16 protein-coding genes are annotated in these 17405 nt (G+C 63.8%); 11 read left to right on the top strand and 5 right to left on the bottom strand.

The genetic code is table 11. The features are described from left to right. The first annotated feature begins 83 nt into the window (after window positions 1–83). The 7 genes from QRN52_RS17695 (at window position 84) to QRN52_RS17665 (ending at window position 7600) form a co-directional block, all read left to right on the top strand. Window positions 84–860 (top strand): IclR family transcriptional regulator, encoded by a 777-nt coding sequence (locus tag QRN52_RS17695; RefSeq protein WP_284754649.1) that lies wholly within the window; start codon window positions 84–86, stop codon window positions 858–860. Window positions 861–1009: 149 nt separating this feature from the next. Further along, entirely contained in the window at window positions 1010–1681 is a 672-nt protein-coding gene (locus tag QRN52_RS17690) for a fasciclin domain-containing protein (RefSeq protein WP_284754647.1), read from the top strand. Window positions 1682–1755: 74 nt separating this feature from the next. Then, window positions 1756–3147 (top strand): cryptochrome/photolyase family protein, encoded by a 1392-nt coding sequence (locus tag QRN52_RS17685; RefSeq protein ID WP_284754646.1) that lies wholly within the window; start codon window positions 1756–1758, stop codon window positions 3145–3147. Window positions 3148–3293: 146 nt separating this feature from the next. Then, a complete protein-coding gene (locus QRN52_RS17680; RefSeq protein ID WP_284754645.1) occupies window positions 3294–4793 on the top strand; it encodes a CoA-acylating methylmalonate-semialdehyde dehydrogenase in 1500 nt (499 codons plus the stop codon). Further along, a complete protein-coding gene (locus QRN52_RS17675; protein ID WP_284754644.1) occupies window positions 4793–5839 on the top strand; it encodes an enoyl-CoA hydratase/isomerase family protein in 1047 nt (348 codons plus the stop codon). The genes QRN52_RS17680 and QRN52_RS17675 overlap by 1 nt, the downstream gene beginning before the upstream one ends. Next, a complete protein-coding gene (gene mmsB, locus QRN52_RS17670) occupies window positions 5832–6755 on the top strand; it encodes a 3-hydroxyisobutyrate dehydrogenase (RefSeq protein WP_284754643.1) in 924 nt (307 codons plus the stop codon). Before QRN52_RS17675 ends, mmsB begins: the two co-directional genes overlap by 8 nt. Before the next feature lie 65 nt (window positions 6756–6820). Continuing rightward, window positions 6821–7600, top strand: coding sequence for an enoyl-CoA hydratase (locus QRN52_RS17665; protein WP_284754642.1), 780 nt, complete (start codon window positions 6821–6823; stop codon window positions 7598–7600). Window positions 7601–7642: 42 nt separating this feature from the next. Here QRN52_RS17665 and QRN52_RS17660 read toward each other — a convergent pair whose 3' ends face one another. Next, the gene (locus QRN52_RS17660) at window positions 7643–8521 is read right to left on the bottom strand and encodes a sulfurtransferase (RefSeq protein ID WP_284754641.1); all 879 of its coding nucleotides are present in this window, start codon (window positions 8519–8521) and stop codon (window positions 7643–7645) included. 135 nt (window positions 8522–8656) lie between these two features. Here QRN52_RS17660 and QRN52_RS17655 point away from each other — a divergent pair, with 135 nt between their 5' ends. Further along, entirely contained in the window at window positions 8657–9232 is a 576-nt protein-coding gene (locus QRN52_RS17655; protein ID WP_284754640.1) for a dihydrofolate reductase family protein, read from the top strand. Here the strand turns inward: QRN52_RS17655 and QRN52_RS17650 are convergent, their stop codons facing one another. From QRN52_RS17650 to QRN52_RS17635, 4 genes are all read right to left on the bottom strand, one after another. Further along, the gene (locus QRN52_RS17650; RefSeq protein WP_284754639.1) at window positions 9233–9739 is read right to left on the bottom strand and encodes a MarR family winged helix-turn-helix transcriptional regulator; all 507 of its coding nucleotides are present in this window, start codon (window positions 9737–9739) and stop codon (window positions 9233–9235) included. A gap of 26 nt (window positions 9740–9765) precedes the next feature. Beyond that, entirely contained in the window at window positions 9766–11481 is a 1716-nt protein-coding gene (locus QRN52_RS17645) for an AMP-binding protein (RefSeq protein WP_284754638.1), read from the bottom strand. A gap of 253 nt (window positions 11482–11734) precedes the next feature. Further along, window positions 11735–12556: an NAD(+) synthase gene (gene nadE, locus QRN52_RS17640; RefSeq protein WP_284754637.1), complete on the bottom strand. Its 822-nt coding sequence runs from the start codon at window positions 12554–12556 to the stop codon at window positions 11735–11737. A gap of 361 nt (window positions 12557–12917) precedes the next feature. Further along, a complete protein-coding gene (locus QRN52_RS17635) occupies window positions 12918–13937 on the bottom strand; it encodes a LacI family DNA-binding transcriptional regulator (RefSeq protein WP_284754636.1) in 1020 nt (339 codons plus the stop codon). Window positions 13938–14121: 184 nt separating this feature from the next. On the opposite strand from QRN52_RS17635, the gene QRN52_RS17630 reads away from it, so the two are divergent. The 3 genes from QRN52_RS17630 to QRN52_RS17620 all read left to right on the top strand — a co-directional run bounded on the left by QRN52_RS17630 (window position 14122) and on the right by QRN52_RS17620 (window position 17402). Further along, window positions 14122–15477: an ABC transporter substrate-binding protein gene (locus tag QRN52_RS17630; protein ID WP_284754635.1), complete on the top strand. Its 1356-nt coding sequence runs from the start codon at window positions 14122–14124 to the stop codon at window positions 15475–15477. 12 nt (window positions 15478–15489) lie between these two features. After that, on the top strand, window positions 15490–16485 hold the full coding sequence (locus tag QRN52_RS17625) for a carbohydrate ABC transporter permease (RefSeq protein WP_284754634.1): 996 nt from the start codon (window positions 15490–15492) through the stop codon (window positions 16483–16485). Window positions 16486–16580: 95 nt separating this feature from the next. Then, window positions 16581–17402 (top strand): carbohydrate ABC transporter permease, encoded by an 822-nt coding sequence (locus QRN52_RS17620; protein ID WP_284754733.1) that lies wholly within the window; start codon window positions 16581–16583, stop codon window positions 17400–17402. The last annotated feature ends 3 nt before the right edge of the window (window positions 17403–17405 follow it).

Below are 17405 nucleotides of genomic sequence, written 5' to 3'. Positions count from 1 at the left end.
GCAGTGAGGCTGAATTCGCACAGTGTGGACGCTAGTCTTTTAAGTGTCCACATTGTGGAGGAAATCTTTGGAGAGGGTTGGAGTTGCCGACTCAGCAGCCACAAATCAAACCCGTGCAGGGCGCCCAGGTGGTGGGGCGGGTCGCCGCGCTCCTCAGGCTCGTGGGACGCAAGCCGGAGGGCATGTCCATCGCTGGCCTGGTCCGCGAGTCGGGGTTGACGCGCCCGACGGTACACCGCTTGCTCGCGTCCCTTGCCGCCGAAGGCCTGCTGGACCACGAGCAGGGGACCGGCAACTGGATCCTGGGGCCTGAGATTTTCCTGTTGGGGTCCGTGGCGGCGGCGCGTTTCCCGTTTGAGGGTTTGGCCCGGCCCAGCCTGCGCCGCCTGGCCGGGGAGAGCGGGGAAAGCGCCTTCTATTCCATCCGTCGTGGCCACGAAACGGTATGCGTGCTCCGCGAAGAAGGCAGCTTTCCCGTGCGCTCGTTCGTGTTGCACGAGGGCGTCAGGTTCCCGCTCGGCGTGGCGTCGGCGGGCACCGCGATCATGGCTTTCCTGCCGGACGAGGAGCAGGAACTCGTCTTGTCCAACTGGGGACAGCACGCTGGAGAATTCGCTACGGGCCATACCGAGAGGGTGGTGCGTCGGAACCTTGAGCAGACCCGAATGGTCGGGTATTCGGTGAATCCCGGGTTGGTGCTTGAAGGAAGTTGGGGGATGGCCGCCGCCGTTTTCGACCAACTGGGCCGGCCAATCGGCGCCTTGTCCCTCACGGGCATCGAGCCGCGGTTCCGTCCTGAACGCCAGGAATTCCTCGGCAAGTTGCTCATGGAAGAAGCGCACCGGATGAGCTCCGCTTGAGGCCTTCCAGATTAAGTTTTGAAACTCACCCATCCCCGCAGCCCGCACCTCCGAATAGCTGGCATAAGGACTTAGCCCCGCAAAGGTGAAGTGCTTTCACGCCGGAATCAACCGGCACCGAATGTCAGTCCGTTTGAAGGAGAAATGTCATGCTTGCTACAAAGCGCACGTCTTTTGCGATCGCCGGTCTCGCCGCTTCCGCTCTGCTGGGCCTCACCGCTTGTGGCGGCTCCGCCTCCACGGCTTCACCGTCGTCGGCCGCTCCGAGCTCGTCGTCCACCATGGCGGCGACCCCCTCCGCTTCTGCAAGCGCCGCGATGGACCCGAGCAAAGACCTGGTTGGCCCGGGCTGTGCAGCTTACGCTTCCCAGGTTCCCAGCGGTGCAGGTTCCGTTGCCGGCATGGCTCTCGACCCCGTAGCCGTGGCCGCTTCCAACAACCCGCTGCTCAAGACCCTCACGGCCGCTGTGTCCGGCAAGCTGAACCCCAAGGTGAACCTGGTGGACACGCTCAACGGCAGCCAGTTCACTGTCTTCGCTCCTGTGGACAGCGCCTTCGCCAAGATCCCCGCCGCCACCATCGACAGCCTCAAGACCGACGACGCTCTCTTGAGCAAGATCCTCACCTACCACGTCATCCCCGGCCAGCTGACCTCGGACCAGATCGTGGGAACCCACAAGACGGTTGAGGGCGACTCCGTGACCGTTACGGGAACCAAGGACGCACTCAAGGTTGACGGAGGCTCTGCCGTGATCTGCGGTGGCGTCCACACCGCCAACGCCATGGTGTACTTGGTTGACAGCGTCCTGATGCCGAAGTAAATATCAACACAGATCATGCCCCTTAGGATTCGTCTTGAGGGGCATGACCTTTGCAGCAAACCCGAGGGGAAATAGTGAAGCCGTCAATCGTGTGGTTCCGGGACGACCTCCGGGCCACGGACAACCCGGCGCTGCGGGCGGCAGCTGACGACGGTGCCGCCGTCGCGCTCTATGTCCTCGACGAGGAATCGCCGGGCATCAGGCCGCTCGGCGGCGCTTCCTGCTGGTGGCTGCATCATTCCCTGCTTTCCCTTCGCGAAGACCTCGCGGCCCTGGGCGTGCCGCTCTTGTTGCGCCGCGGACCGGTGGCCGAGATCGTCCGGGAAACCGCGACGGCGATGGGATCTGGATCGCTGTACTGGAACCGCCGTTATGGCGAGCCAGAACGAATGCTCGACGCCGGCATCAAGACCTCGGCGCGAGAGTCCGGGATGCACGCGGAGAGTTTCCAAGCCTCCTTGCTGCACGAGCCGTGGGCCGTCACCACGAAGCAAGGTGGACCCTTCAAGGTCTTCACGCCTTTTTGGCGGACCGTGTCCGGCTTGGATTTCCGAGAACCGCTGGAAGCCCCGGAACCGGGCCGGGGATTCTCCGGCCAACTGCCTGAATCCGAGGAATTGGACACCTGGGGATTGTTACCGCGGAACCCGGATTGGTCTGCCGGATTGTCCGAAAGCTGGCAGCCGGGTTCGGCCCAGGCCCATGAACTTCTTGATGACTTCCTGGAGCATGGGCTGGCGGACTATTCGGTGAACCGGGATCGTCCGGACCTGCCGGGCAGTAGCCGATTGTCGCCCTTCTTGCGCTGGGGGCAGCTCAGCCCGTTCGAGGTATGGCATGCCCAGCAGGGCCGGCGTCGGGAACTGGGCGATGGCGCCGCCGTCTTCGCCTCGGAACTTGGGTGGCGTGAATTCTGCTGGCACCAATACTTCCATCACCCGGACCTGGCAACGGCCAATTTGCGGCCGGGGTTCGACCACTATCCGTGGGCTTGGCCCGGTGGCCAGGGTGCCGGCTCACCAGATGCCGCCGCCCAGGAAACCACCTTCCTCCGCGCATGGCAGGAGGGCCGCACCGGGTTCCCCTTGGTGGACGCCGGCCAGCGGCAATTGTGGCACTCGGGATGGATGCACAACCGGGTTCGCATGGTCTCCGCCAGCCTTTTGGTGAAGAACCTTGGCGTGCACTGGCAAGTGGGCGAGCAATGGTTCTGGGACACCCTGGTGGATGCCGATCCTGCCTCGAATCCTGCGAACTGGCAGTGGGTAGCGGGTTCCGGTGCGGACGCTTCACCCTTCTTCAGGATCTTCAACCCGGAGACCCAGGCCGCGAAATTCGATCCCCACGGCAGCTACGTTGGCCAGTGGATCCCCGAGCTGTCCACGGCGGACTATCCGGAGCCGGTGGTTGACCTTAAAGCCTCGCGGCGGGAGGCGCTGGATGCCTACGCCTCGCTCCCGCGTTGAGCAGGGCCGCCTTGGCAGCAACTGAAGTCCTCTAGAAATTAGTAGGAAGTCCGAGTATATTCGGGATCAAAGACGTCCCGGAGCGCAGTTGGACATGTGCTTTCGAGGCCGATGGCGGGCATTCCCCCTATGCAAAGGAGCATTCCATGGTGCGCGAACTTTCCCACTACATTGACGGCCAGAGGATCGACGGGACCTCCACTCGCTTTGGCGATGTCTACAATCCTTGCACCGGCGAGGTCCAGGCACGGCTTCCCTTGGCCAGTGCTGACGAGGTCAGGAACGCCATTGCGAGCGCGGAGAAAGGCCAGCTCGAATGGGGCGCCATGAACCCGCAGCGCCGTGGCCGGATCCTGCTGAAGTTCGTGGACCTGGTCAACGAACACATGGACGAACTCGCCACGCTCCTTTCCTCCGAGCACGGCAAGACCTTCCCCGATGCCAAGGGTGACATCCAGCGCGGCATCGAGGTGGTGGAGTTCGCCGCCGGCGCGCCCCACCTGCTCAAGGGTGAATTCTCGGACAACGCAGGCACAGGCATCGACGTCCACTCATTGCGCCAGCCGCTCGGTGTCGTCGCGGGCATTACGCCTTTCAACTTCCCTGCCATGATTCCACTCTGGAAGTCCGGCCCCGCGCTGGCTGCCGGCAACGCCTTCATCCTCAAGCCTTCTGAGCGTGATCCGTCCGTGCCGCTGCGCCTGGCAGAACTTTTCACCGAGGCGGGATTGCCGGACGGCGTCTTCAACGTCATCAACGGCGACAAGGAAGCCGTGGATACCCTCCTCGAGGATCCGCGCGTGAAGGCCATCGGCTTCGTCGGATCCACGCCGATTGCCCAGTACATTTACGCCACCGCCGCGACCCACGGGAAGCGCGCCCAGTGCTTCGGCGGCGCCAAGAACCACATGGTGATCATGCCCGACGCCGATCTCGACATGGCCGCGGATGCCCTCATCGGTGCCGGCTTCGGCTCCGCCGGCGAGCGTTGCATGGCGATTTCGGTGGCCGTACCCGTTGGCCAGGAGACGGCTGATCAGCTCGTCTCCAAGTTGCAGGACCGCATCAAGGCCCTGAAGGTGGGTCCCAGCCTGGCCGCGGATTCGGACTTCGGACCTGTCGTCGCCGCCTCGGCGAAGCACCGTATCGAGGGATACATCCAAGCGGGTGTCGACCAGGGCGCCACACTCGTCACCGATGGGCGCGACCTGAAGGTGGACGGCTACGCCGGAGGTTTCTGGGTTGGCCCGACCCTCTTCGACAACGTCACGAAGGACATGTCCATCTACAAGGAGGAGATCTTCGGCCCGGTCCTGAGCGTCCTCCGCGCAGCTGACTACGAAGAAGCGCTGCGGCTCTGCTCCGAGCACGAGTTCGGCAACGGCGTCGCGATCTTCACCCGCGACGGCGACGCCGCCCGCGACTTCGCGAGCCGCGTCGAGGTCGGCATGGTGGGCATCAACGTGCCCATCCCCGTGCCGATTGCCTACTACACCTTCGGTGGCTGGAAGGCCTCGGGCTTCGGCGACCTGAACCAGCACGGCGCGGACGCCTTCCGCTTCTACACCAAGACCAAGACGGTCACCACCCGTTGGCCCTCCGGCATCCGCCAGGGCGCCAGCTTCGTGATGCCGGCCGGCAGCTAATGGCGGAGGTTTTGTTCGAGAAGCGGGGCCACCTCGGCGTCGTTACTTTGAACCGTCCCCAGGCGGTCAACGCGCTCACAGCCGGCATGGTGCACGCCATGCTGGAGCAGCTCACGGCCTGGGCGGTCGACGACGACATCAAGACAGTTTTGGTGCACGGCGCCGGGGACCGCGGGTTATGCGCGGGCGGAGACATCGTGGCGATCTACGACGACATGCTGCGCCACGGCGACCAGACCGCCGACTTCTGGGCTGCGGAGTACCGCCTGAACTCGCTCATTGCCCGGTACCCGAAGCCGTACGTGGCTTTCATGGACGGGCTGGTCCTTGGTGGCGGGGTCGGGATCTCGGCCCACGGCTCCGTCCGTGTGGTCACCGAGCGGACCCGTACCGGCATGCCGGAAACCACTATCGGTTTTGTGCCCGACGTCGGCGGAACCCTTCTGTTGTCCCGCTCACCGGGCGAGTCTGGCACCCACGCAGCCCTCACGGGTGCCCACTTGAGCGGGGCCGACGCCCTGTTTCTTGGGCTCGCGGACCACTTCGTCCCGTCCGAAAGCCTGTCCGCGCTCGCGGAAGCGCTGGAAAGCTCGACGGCGGAGGCCGCCGTCGGGCGCTTTGTGCAGGAACCGCCGGCCTCGGCACTGTCCGGCCAGCGCGAGTGGATCGATGCCGCCTATGCCTCCGACGACGCTGAGGAAATTATCGCCAGGCTGCGCGACGCCGACGGGGATGCCGCTGCCGCCGCAGACACGATCGAGACGAAGTCGCCCACGGCCGTGAAAGTCACCCTGGAATCGTTGCGGCGCGTCCGGGGGCTCTCCCTCGAGGAAGCCTTGGAACAGGAATACCGCGTTGGCTTGCGATGCCTGACCGGACCGGATTTTCGCGAGGGGATCCGCGCCCAAGTGGTGGACAAGGACCGCAACCCCCAGTGGAAGCCAGCCTCCCTGGCGGAGGTGTCGCCAGCCGCCGTCGAGGGCTTCTTCGCATCGCTCGGCGACCGTGAACTCAAACTTCATTCAAAGGAGTCCGACCATGTCTGAAAACGCAGCTTCCGACACCATCGCTTTCCTCGGCCTTGGCCACATGGGCGGCCCCATGGCCGTGAATCTTGTCAAAGCCGGGCATCAAGTGGTGGCGTACGATCCCGTCACGGCAGCACTTGAGGCGGCCCGTGAACACGGCATTGCCACGGTGGATTCCGCTTCCGAAGCCGTTGTGGGGGCATCCGTTGTCCTGACGATGCTGCCCAGTGGCAAGCACGTCCTGGACGCTTACCGAGGAGTGGACGGGGCGCCCGGCCTGCTCTCCGTGGCTGCCCCGGACACACTGTTCCTCGACTGCTCCACCATCAACGTCGACGAGGCCCGCGAGGCAGCAGCCATTGCCCTGGACGCCGGCCACCGCTCCGTGGACGCGCCCGTTTCCGGAGGCGTGGTGGGTGCCGAAGCAGGAACCCTGACCTTCATGGTGGGGGCGCTGCCCGAGGACTTCGAAACGGTGAAGCCGATCCTGGAACTCATGGGCCGGAGGATCGTGCACTGCGGAGACCACGGAGCCGGGCAGGCCGCCAAGGTCTGCAACAACATGATCCTGGGCGTGTCCATGATCGCCGTTAGCGAGGCGTTCGTCCTGGGCGAGAAGCTGGGCCTGACGCACCAAGCGTTGTTCGATGTCGCCTCCAACGCCTCCGGGCAGTGCTGGGCGTTGACCACCAACTGCCCGGTTCCCGGACCGGTTCCCACGAGCCCGGCCAACCGCGACTACCAACCCGGATTCGCCGGAGCGCTCATGGCGAAGGATCTTCGGCTCGCGGTCAACGCGCTTGAGAGCACCGGAGTGGACGGGCAAATGGGGCACCTGGCATCGAAGATTTACGACGCTTTCGCGGCCGAAGGCGGAGCCGGACGTGACTTCTCCGGCATCATCACGGACATCCGGGACAAGGCCGCCAAGTAGCCTTGGCGGGTAGGACACAACTGGGCAACCGACAAAACTGAGCAACCGACTAAAAGGGGCACGGCTTGGCGCAGCAGTATGAAAACATCCTGGTGGAACTCCGTGGACGGGTGGGTTTGGTGACCCTGAACCGGCCGAAGGCGCTCAATGCGTTGAACCAGGCCACCATGAATGAGATCGTGGCCGCCGTGTCGGACATGGACGCGGATCCCGGAGTGGGTGCCGTGGTGATCACCGGCTCGGAAAAGGCCTTCGCGGCCGGAGCCGACATCAAGGAGATGGCATCCAAGGGGTACATGGAAATGTACGCCGCCGACTGGTTCCGTGGTTGGGAAAACCTCACCCGCCTGCGCATTCCCGTGATTGCCGCAGTGTCGGGCTTTGCCTTGGGTGGAGGTTGTGAACTTGCCATGATGTGCGATTTCATCATTGCCGGGGACAACGCCAAGTTCGGCCAACCGGAAATCAACCTCGGTGTCATTCCCGGCATGGGCGGCTCGCAGCGGTTGACCCATGCCGTGGGCAAGGCCAAGGCGATGGACATGGTCCTCACGGGCCGGTTCATGGGCGCCGAGGAAGCGGAACGGGCCGGACTTGTTTCCCGCGTCGTGCCGGCCGATTCCGTGGTGGAAGAGGCACTGAAGGCCGCCGAAGTGATCGCATCCAAGTCCAAACCGGTTGCCATGGTGGCGAAGGAAGCCGTCAATGCCGCCTTCGAAACCGGCCTCTCCCAGGGCGTTTTGTTTGAGCGTCGGATCTTCCACTCATTGTTCGCCACCGAGGACCAAAAAGAGGGCATGGCTGCGTTCAACGAGAAGCGTCAGCCGGAGTTCAAACACCTTTAGGGTCCGCCCAAAACGGCGCTGGGCCCACGCCGGCAGGGTTCCCTAGCCGAACTTGTGAGGCGAGGGGGGCCGGTGGGGAGCAGTGGATGGCCCATTCGCGGCTCCGAGCTCGACCGGGAGTTCGAGCGCGTGGCCGTATTGGGACCAGCCGCCCGTGAAGAGCCGGCCGTGTCCAAGACCGGCATACTCCAAGGCCAAGAGATTGTGGCAAGCCGTCACCCCGGAGCCGCAATAGCTGATGACGTTCTCTGCAGACGTGATACCCGCCTTGGCGAAGATGCGCAGCAACTCGGCCTTGCTGCGCAGTTTCCCGGCGGGGCCAAGGTTCTCCCTGCACGGGACGTTCCTCGCGCCGGGCACATGCCCCGGCCGTGGATCGATGGGGTCCTGCCTGCCCTCGAAGCGGTCACGGTTGCGTGCGTCCACCGCGAGGTTCGTTTCGATCGAGAGTTCGTGGATCTCCGCCAGTCGGTTGCTCGGCCACGGTTTGGCAGTGAAATCACCCGCGGGCCTCGAAGGGTGTTCGGTTTCCAGGGGCCCTTCGTAGCTGCCCAGCCCACCATCCAGAAGAGCTGAGCTGTGGCCTGTGGCGCGCAGCATCCAGACCAAGCGTGCGGCGATGACCCCGCCGGCGTCGTCGTAAGCCACCACGATATTGTCGTCGCTGATTCCCAATTCCCGCATCCCCAGGGCGAAATCATGCGACGCGGGCAGCGGGTTCCGTCCTTCGAGTGGCGATCCCTCCACCGAGAGCCATCGATCCAGGTCGACAAAGACGGCGCCGGGGATGTGCCCGCGGTCGTAAGCTTCCCGGCCGGAGCGTCCGTCGAGGTACCAGCGCACATCGGCCAGCACCACGCGGCGACGGTTTTGAGACAACCATTCGAGATCGACAAAGGGTTCCACAGCTGAATTCTGCATAGCCACAATGCTAGGACGGAGTCTCACTATTTGATATATGAATCTCATAATGTGGTCGGCCGGTGCAATTAGAGCCTTGTGGCCATCGCAAGCCCGGCGTAGGGTCCAGCTGCCAATCGATGCGAGGAGTGGACCATGGGGCAGCTGGTTGTTCAGGAATTCGTGACGGCGGACGGTTTTGCAGCCGATGCCAACAATGAGTTCAGAGCCTACGAATTGCTCGAAGGAGGGACCGCCGAATTCGACCGCAACCAACTGGAGTGGCTGGACTCCGTGGACGCCATGGTGCTTGGCGGCTCGACCTACCGCATGTTCGCGGAGTTCTGGCCGACGCCGGCATCGGCAGGGGAAATCATCGCACCTGCGCTGAACGGGCTGCGCCGATACGTGTTTTCAAGGACCCTTGAGAAGGCGCCATGGGGCGATTTTCCGGAGGCCACCGTTGAAGGCGGTGATGCTGTGGAGGCGATCCGCAGAATCAAGCGCGAGACCGACGGCGCCATTGTCCTCTGGGGCAGCCTCACCTTGAGTGAAGCGTTCTTCAAGGCCGGCGAAGTGGATGTCCTGCGCCTCGTGGTCATGCCTGTGGCGATCGGGGCGGGACGCGGCGTGTATCCCGCCGGCCAGGCCCCGGCGTTGCTGAGCCTGACGGGCGCGAATACCTACGATCAGGGGTTGATCGAACTCGAGTACAGGGTCCGCCCCAAGTAATCAGTCGGTAAAGTCGCCCGCGGCCTTGCGGAAGTCTCCGAGCACGCGGATCAGGTGCTCGACGTCGTCGTCCCCGAAACCGGACTGGCCGAACACCTCGCTGTTGAGTGCCGTCGTCGCGCGCTTCGCGATGGTGCGGCCCTCCGCGGTGAGCTCGATCAGCGTGGTGCGCCCGTCAGTGGGGTGCGGGGAGCGGACCACGAGTGCCGCCTTTTCGAGGCGGTCGACGGCGTTGGTCACCGACGTCGGATGCACCTGGAGCAGCGCGCTGGCTTTGTTCATGGGCAACGCGCCGCTGCGCGCGAAACTCAGCAGCGCCAGGAGCTCGTAGCGCGCGAAGGTCAGGCCGAACGGCTTCAATACGCCCTCGATCCGCGCCAGCAGGATCTGCTGCGTGCGCATGATCGCGGTGATGGCCGCCATGGGCGCGGCGACTTCGCCCCAGCCGTGGCGTTCCCAGTTTCGCTGGGCGTCGGCGATGGGGTCGCGGGGGAGCGGGCTGCCCACGGTGCCTCCTGACATTGCTTGGCTGCCTATTCTTTCAGACTCGGGAACTCGTCCTCGGTGTACTCGACGCCCAGTCCGGCGGGCAGCGGCCCGTCGCCGTGGCGGGCCACCTCCGTGCCTCGAAGTTCGACACGCCGGATTTTGCCGGAAATCGTCTTGGGCAACTCGCCGAATTCGAGCCGACGGATGCGCTTGAACGGCGCCAGGTGCTGCCGGCAGTACCTGAGGATGTCCTCCGCCACGGCCGGGCCGGGCTCGTACCCGGCGGCGAGCACTACGAAGGCTTTGGGCACCGAAAGCTTGACTGGATCAGGAGAGGGCACGACGGCGGCCTCCGCCACTGCGGGGTGTTCGATCAGGACGCTTTCGAGTTCGAAAGGTGACAAACGGTAGTCGGAGGATTTGAAGACATCGTCTCCGCGGCCCACGTAGGTAATGACGCCGTTCCCGTCCCGGCTGGCCATGTCGCCCGTGTGGTAGTAACCCTCGCGGAAAGCCTCGGCCGTCTTTTCCGGGTCGCCGAAGTAGGACTTCATGAGCCCCACGGGGCGGGGGTCCAAGCGCAAGCACAGTTCGCCGTCGTCGGCCTCTTCGCCGGTGGTCGGATCAACAAGCACCACGTCGTAACCAGGCAGCGGCCGTCCCATGGAGCCGGTCTTGACCGGTTGCCCCGGGGTATTGGCGACCTGGACGGTTGACTCCGTCTGGCCGAAACCGTCGCGGATGGTCTGACCCCAGGCCCTCTCCACTTGCCCGATGACCTCGGCGTTGAGGGGTTCGCCCGCCGAAACCACCTTGGTGGGCGGGGTTTTGAGCAGGGTCAGGTCAGCCTGGATGAGCATCCGCCAAACGGTGGGCGGGGCGCAGAAACTCGTGACGCCTTCTCGCCCCATCTGCTCCATGAGGGCCTTGGCATCGAAGCGATCGTAGTTGTAGACGAAGACGCAGGCCTCGGCGATCCACGGCGTGAAAACGTTCGACCACGCGTGCTTGGCCCAGCCGGGGGAAGCCACATTGAGGTGGACGTCTCCGGGTTCCAGGCCGATCCAGTACATCGTGGAGAGGTGCCCCACCGGGTATGAGGTGTGGGTGTGCTCCACCAGTTTGGCCCGCGACGTGGTGCCCGAGGTGAAGTAGAGGAGCATGGTTTCGTCGGCGGCGGTGGGGGCTTCCGGGACGAAAACGGTCTCCGCGGAATCCGCTTCGACGTATTGAAGGGCGCCGGTGTTCTGCCTGCCGCCCACTTCAATGAGGGTGTAATCGCCCGGGACCCCGGCGAACTTGGCAATATTGGCGCTCCCGACGGCGGCCCAGCGGGCGCCGCCGCGTTCCACGCGATCCGTGATGTCGCGTGGGCCCATGAGCGTGGTGGTGGGAATCAGGACCACGCCGAGTTTGATTCCGGCCAGCATGAGTTCCCACAGTTCCACCTGGTTGCCAAGCATGATGATCATGCGGTCGCCGCGGCGGACGCCCTTGCCGCGGAGCCAGTTGGCGATCTGCGAGGACCGTGCGGAGAGTTCGGCGAAGCTTCGGCGGGTGGAGCTGCCGTCCTGCTCGACGATCACCAGCGCAGGGTCATTGGCCGTGCCAGGGTTGGCCGCGATCTGGTCGAACCAATCGAGGGCGAAGTTGAACTCGGTGAAACGGGGCCACTGGAATTCGCTGTGTGCCTGGGCGTAGTTGGTGCGCAGCTCAAGGAGCCGGTCGCGGGCTGCACGGAAGTCGTCGGTGACTGTCATTGTCTGCCTTTCGCCCTGCGTGGATGGGTCAGCGCGGACCGGGAACGAGCTGGCCGTGTGATCCGCCTCACCTGCAATATACTAGGACATCCAAGGGTTTGGAAGAGGCGACGAGGTGCGGCCGCGCTCCGTCACGCCGGACACACTCTTGCGGGATTACGACGGCGGCGCCCCCGCCACGGTGCGGCAGACCGCCGTCGTGCGCTGCAAAAAGTCGCTCAGCGTGACGGTGGGGCCCCGGTTAGGGCGATTGCTACTTCCACCACGTGTCGAAAATCGTGACCGGAACAGTGCGCTTGTGCCGCGTGCGCAGGTACTTCTGCTCGATGGTCTCCGCCACCTCGTCGGAGACCTCCCGGCCTTCGAGGTAGTCGTCGATTTGCTCGTACTTGATGCCGAGTTCGTCCTCGTCGGTGCGGCCAGGCGTGCCGTCCAGGAGGTCGGCCGTGGGGACCTTGTCCCAAATGCGGGACGGGGCGCCCAACTCCGCGAGGAGTGCACGGTTCTGCCGCTTATTGAGGCCGAAGAGCGGCAGGATGTCCGCGCCGCCGTCGCCGAACTTGGTGAAGAATCCAGTGACGGATTCGGCTCCGTGGTCCGTGCCGATCACCAGGTAATTGTGTTCGCCCGCGAGGGCGTATTGCGCGGTCATGCGGGCCCGGGCCTTGGTGTTGCCCTTGTGGAAATCCGAGATGCGCGCGCCCGTGGTCTTTTCGAACTCATCCTCGAAACCGTCTACTGCGCGGGAGATGTTGAATGTCCACTCGGTCTTGGCCTGGATAAAGTCGAGCGCGGCCTGGGCGTCGTCCTCGTCGTGCTGGGCTCCGTAGGGGAGCCGGACCGCCACGAAGTTCGCTTCGACGCCCTCGGCCTCAAGCTCCTCGACCGCCAGTTGGGCAAGACGTCCGGCGAGGGAAGAATCGAGTCCGCCGGAAATGCCCAGGACAAAACCCTTGGTGTGCGTTGCCTTGAGGTATTCCTTCAGGAACGTAATGCGTTTGCGGACCTCCTCGGCAGCGTCGATCCGGGGCTGGACGCCCATTTCGGCAATGATCGTGGCCTGGAGTGTGCGCATGTCCCCAACACTAGTAACCAGCGCTTGAAACACTCAACTGTGTCACCTCAAGTGTCACGCCAATCGAGGAACGCTCGCTCAGATATGGGCGCCAATCGACGATCGCTCGCTCAGATGATGTGAGCGAGGGTCGCGCCAAAACGCGCTATAAGTGAGCGAGCGTCCTGGGAGGGGCTGCGCCGTCGTGTGTCCGGGCTGTTTGTCACCACCCCGAGCTACTTCGACGATCGCTCGCTCAGATATGGGCGTTAATCGACGATCGCTCGCTCAGATATGGGCGCCAATCGACGATCGCTCGCTCAGATGATGTGAGCGAGGGTCGCGCCAAAACGCACCATAAGTGAGCGAGCGTCGATGGGGATTACGACGGCGCGGCGCCCGTCGATGCCCTGACGGTGAGGTGCGTGGGCATGACCGCAAGGCGCCGGCTGGTGCCGCCGTACTGGGGATTCAGCCGGGACAGGAGCATGGAGACGGCTACCCGCCCGGCTTGTTCAATGGGAGACGCCATGGTGGTCAACGGAGGGTTGCAGAAATCGGCTCCGAAGATGTCGTCGCAACCGACGATGCTCATGTCGTCGGGCACCCGGATACCGCGTTCGCGCAAGCGTTGCAGCATCCCGATGGCCAGCAGGTCATTGAAGACGATGCATGCAGTGGCGCCCGTATGCACTGCGGCGTCCGCTGCGGCTGCGCCGGATGTGGTCTTGGGCGCGAACGGCCCCACGCTGAACGTGGTCAGCTTCCGTTCGGCGGTTTCTTCCTGGAACGCTTGCCACCGCTTGGCGTTGGACCAGGAGGTGGCCGGGCCCCCGACGAAGCAAATCCTCGTGTGCCCCAGCGAGACCAGGTGTTCCAGCGCCTGGATGATGGCCGACGGCGTATCGATCACCACAGTGGGTGCGATTGCCGGAGCCCGGTTGATGGTGACGAGGGGCTGCTGCGCCGCGGCCTCGGCCAGTTGCGCGTCCGTCAGGCGGGAGGCGGCAAGGATGAAACCGTCTGCTGAACGCCGCATTTTCTGCAGGGCATCCGCCTCCATTTCCGCGGATTCCTCGGTGTCCACGAGGAGTTGCGTGTAGCCGGCAGCCTTCAGCTGGTGCTGCGTCCCGCGGATGATGTCGAAGTAGAACGGATTGGTGATGTCCGGAACCAGGACGGCAACGGTCTGGGTGCGTCCGGAGCTGAGCCCGCGGGCCTGGGAGCTGGGAATGTAGTTCAATTGCGCGGCCGCTTCTTCGATCCGCTCGCGCGTCACGTGGTTCACCCGCCCGGGATTGCTCAGGGCCCTCGAGACTGTCGATGTTGCCACTCCCGCAAGCTCCGCGACGTCGCGGATCGTGGGCTGCCTGCCCGGTGACTGGAGCTGGAGTTCTGCCATGTCTAGGTGTTCCTCATCTGCCGCAGCCCCTCAACAACGAGTGACTTGTCCCACAATTGCAGCACCGATGACAATTTTTGGCAATCGCTTGTCATCCTTGTTGCGCATGCCTAGACTCGGAGAAATCACCCGATGTGACGCGCACCACGCCAACGAGGCCATCGGGTCTCCAGGGAGGAAAACAATGAAGTTTGCATCGTCCGCCAAATTTGCCGCTGTTGCCCTAACAGCCGCCTTAGCTTTGACCGCCTGCGGAGGCGGCAGCACCAGCTCCGGGGGGAGCGCCGGTCCCGTTGACGGGAAGGGCAAGAAGCTGAGTGTCCTGGTCAACTCCAACGCAAACTATCCGGCACAGCAGAAGCAGTGGTTCACGGATATTGCCGCCAAGTTCAAGGCACAGACCGGTGCCGACGTTGAATTCGAAACGTTCGCGTCGGGAAATGACGAACTCACACGGATCCAGACCTCCGTGGTGTCGGGTCAAGGCCCGGACGTCTACAGCCTCGGTACCACGTTCACGCCCACGGCCTATGCAACCAAGGCCTTTGTGACGTTGTCCGATGACGACTGGAAGAAGGTGGGCGGTAAGGACCGGTTCAACCAGGCAGCCCTGGGCATCTCCGGCCCGGATGCACAGCACCAAGCGGGGATTCCGTTCGTCAGCCGGCCGTTCGTGATGGCCTACAACAAGGACATCCTGAAGGCGGCGGGGATCGATAAGCCCGCCACCAGCTGGGACGAGCTCGCAGCCCAGGCCAAGAAGATGACCAACCCGGCCACCGGAACTTTTGGGCTCGCTACCGGGTACAAGGACAACTTTGATCCGTGGAAATTCATCTGGGCTATGTCCGTCCAGGCAGGCAACCCGCTAGTGGACGGCAAGACACTCAAGCTCGACGACCCGACCGTCAAGAAGGCCTACGAAACCTACTTCGGATGGCTCACCAAGGACAAAGTTGTCGATCCGGCCTCAGTTGGCTGGAGCAACAGCAACGCCCTGGCAGCATTCGCGAGCGGCAAGGCCGGCTATCTGATGATGACGACGTCGAGCTCCGTCCCGACGCTCGAGAAGTCGGCTGTCGCCGGCAAGTACGCCTACACAGCCATGCCGACGACGGCCCCGGGCCAGACGTCTCCGCAGGGCGACGCCGCGAATGCTGCCAGCATCCTCTCCGGTGACAACGTGGTTGTTGCTGATTACTCGAAGCAAAAGGACTTGGCCTTCGCTTACATCAACCTCATCACGTCCAAGGACGAGCAGCTGAACTACCAGAAGATCTTCGGAGATCTGCCCGCCAATGCCGAGGCGCTGAAGTCTCTGAATAACCCGATACTCCAACCGGTTGCCGATACCGCCGCCAAGTCCAAGGCAACGCCCTTCACCGGCGCTTGGGGCGACATTCAGTTGGCCCTCGTCAACGTAGTGGTCCAGTCGATCCCGGACCTCTCCAAGGGTTCCGTGGACGACTCGAGCCTCCAGGCGCGCCTCAAGGACGCACAAACCAAGGGCCAGGCCTCACTTGACCGGGCATCAAAGTAAGTAGGAACTGACATGTCCACCGATTCATTGACTGCGGGCAAGTCCACGCGCCGCAAGTCGTCCCGCGCTGCAAAGCCGGACCCGCAGTCGCCGGACGACACACCCCGGCGCCGCAAGGGGCTGAGCGAACGCAACCGCCCCTTGTGGATGCTGATTCCGGGCGGCCTGCTGATGGTGATCATCATCGTGGTGCCCCTCCTGCTCGGCATCTTCATGTCGGGGCTGGACCTGGACCAGTATTCGCTGCGCAAGTGGGTCAGCGCTCCGTTCATCGGAGTCCAGAACTTCGTCGAAGCGCTGACCGCATCGCCTCTGCTGCACGCCATCTGGCTCAGCGTCAGCTACTCCTTGCTCGCCATGGTGGTGACTATCCCGCTCGGCATCGCCGGTGCCGTCGCCACCCAGAACGCGTTCAAGGGCCGGGCTGTGATCCGCTCCGTGTTCCTGATCCCCTACGTCCTTCCGTCCTTCGTGGTGGCGACGGTGTGGCGGACCATGTTCCAGCCGGGCAGCGTCGTCGACTCCGTGCTGCATTCGGTGGGCATCGACCCAGGCCTGTGGCTCAACGGTCCCCAGTCTTATTGGACGCTGATCCTGGTCCAGATCTGGGCATCGTGGCCGTTTGTCTACCTGCTGGCGTTGTCCGGGCTCCAGTCTGTGGACCATGAGGTCCACGAAGCCTCGGCCCTTGACGGTGCCCTGTGGTGGAACAAACTCCGCTACGTGGTCTTCCCCTACCTCAAGGGTCCGCTCTCCTTGGCGTTCCTGATCGGCATGCTGCACCACATCAACAACTTCACCTTGCCGTTCGTCCTGTTCGGGGTACCTGCTCCTTCCGATGTGGAGCTGCTCCCGATCCTCACCTACGTCACGAGCTTCCAGAGCTTCAGGTTCGGGCTCAGCGCGGCCATGGCGTTCATTTCGCTGATCCTGATCGCGATCCCCTTGTTCGTCTACCTGCGGGCCGTCAAACTCGACGACGCCGAAACCCCCGGAGGCAAAAAGTGAGCACCGCACCTACCGCCGTCGGACGCCGAACGAGCGAGAACTTCCGCCCGGGCTCCAAACGCCAGCACGAAGTCACCAAGCTCCTGCCAGGGCCGATGCTCGCCATCATCCTGACGGTGTTGTGTGCCCTGGTGCTCATTCCGGTGGCGTACATCTTCCTGGCGTCCGTGAACTCGGACATCGGCGTGGCCCGGGGCGAGTTTTTCCCGTCCAGCTTCTCCTTTGAGAACTACTCCACAATCTGGACGAGCGTTGGACTGGCCACGGGCCTGGCCAACAGCGTTCTCGTGGCCGGTTCCACCGCCGTGGTCTCTGCGCTGATGTCGATTGCCACCGCCTACGTCCTGGTCCGCTACCAGTTCCGTGGCCGCCTGACGATCCTTCGCGGGCTGCTGGGACTCCAGTCTGTTCCCGGCACGCTCATGGTGCTTCCGGTTTTCGTGCTGTTCTCATCGTCCGCGACCTACCTGGGCATCCAGGTCATTGGCACGCAATGGGGCTTGTTCGTCACCTACCTGACGTTCGCGATGCCGTTCTCCACCTGGGTGATGGTCACCTATCTGCGCGGCCTGCCGCGCGAACTCGAAGAGGCGGCAAGGATCGACGGCGCCAGCAACCTGGGCGTGCTGGTGCGGATCATCCTCCCGCTGAGCTGGCCCGGCGTCGTGGTTTCCGGTATTTTCGCCTTCCTGCTCGGTTGGAACGACGTCTTGTTCGCCTCAGTCATGACGCGGCCCGAAAGCCAGACGGCCGCCGTCGCGCTCCAGGTCTTCGGTGCCTCGCAGGAAGGCGGCGCGATTCCCTTCTACGGCCAGATGATGGCGGCCTCCCTCGTGTGTGCTGCCCCGGTGGTCATCCTGTATCTGATTTTCCAGCGTTACCTAGTGGGCGGCCTGACCGCCGGAGGAGTCAAGTAACTT

Origin of the sequence: Arthrobacter sp. efr-133-R2A-120 (assembly GCF_030209835.1) — a bacterium.
Taxonomy (GTDB): Bacteria; Actinomycetota; Actinomycetes; order Actinomycetales; family Micrococcaceae; genus Arthrobacter.
This window is presented reverse-complemented; position numbering and strand designations above follow the sequence as displayed.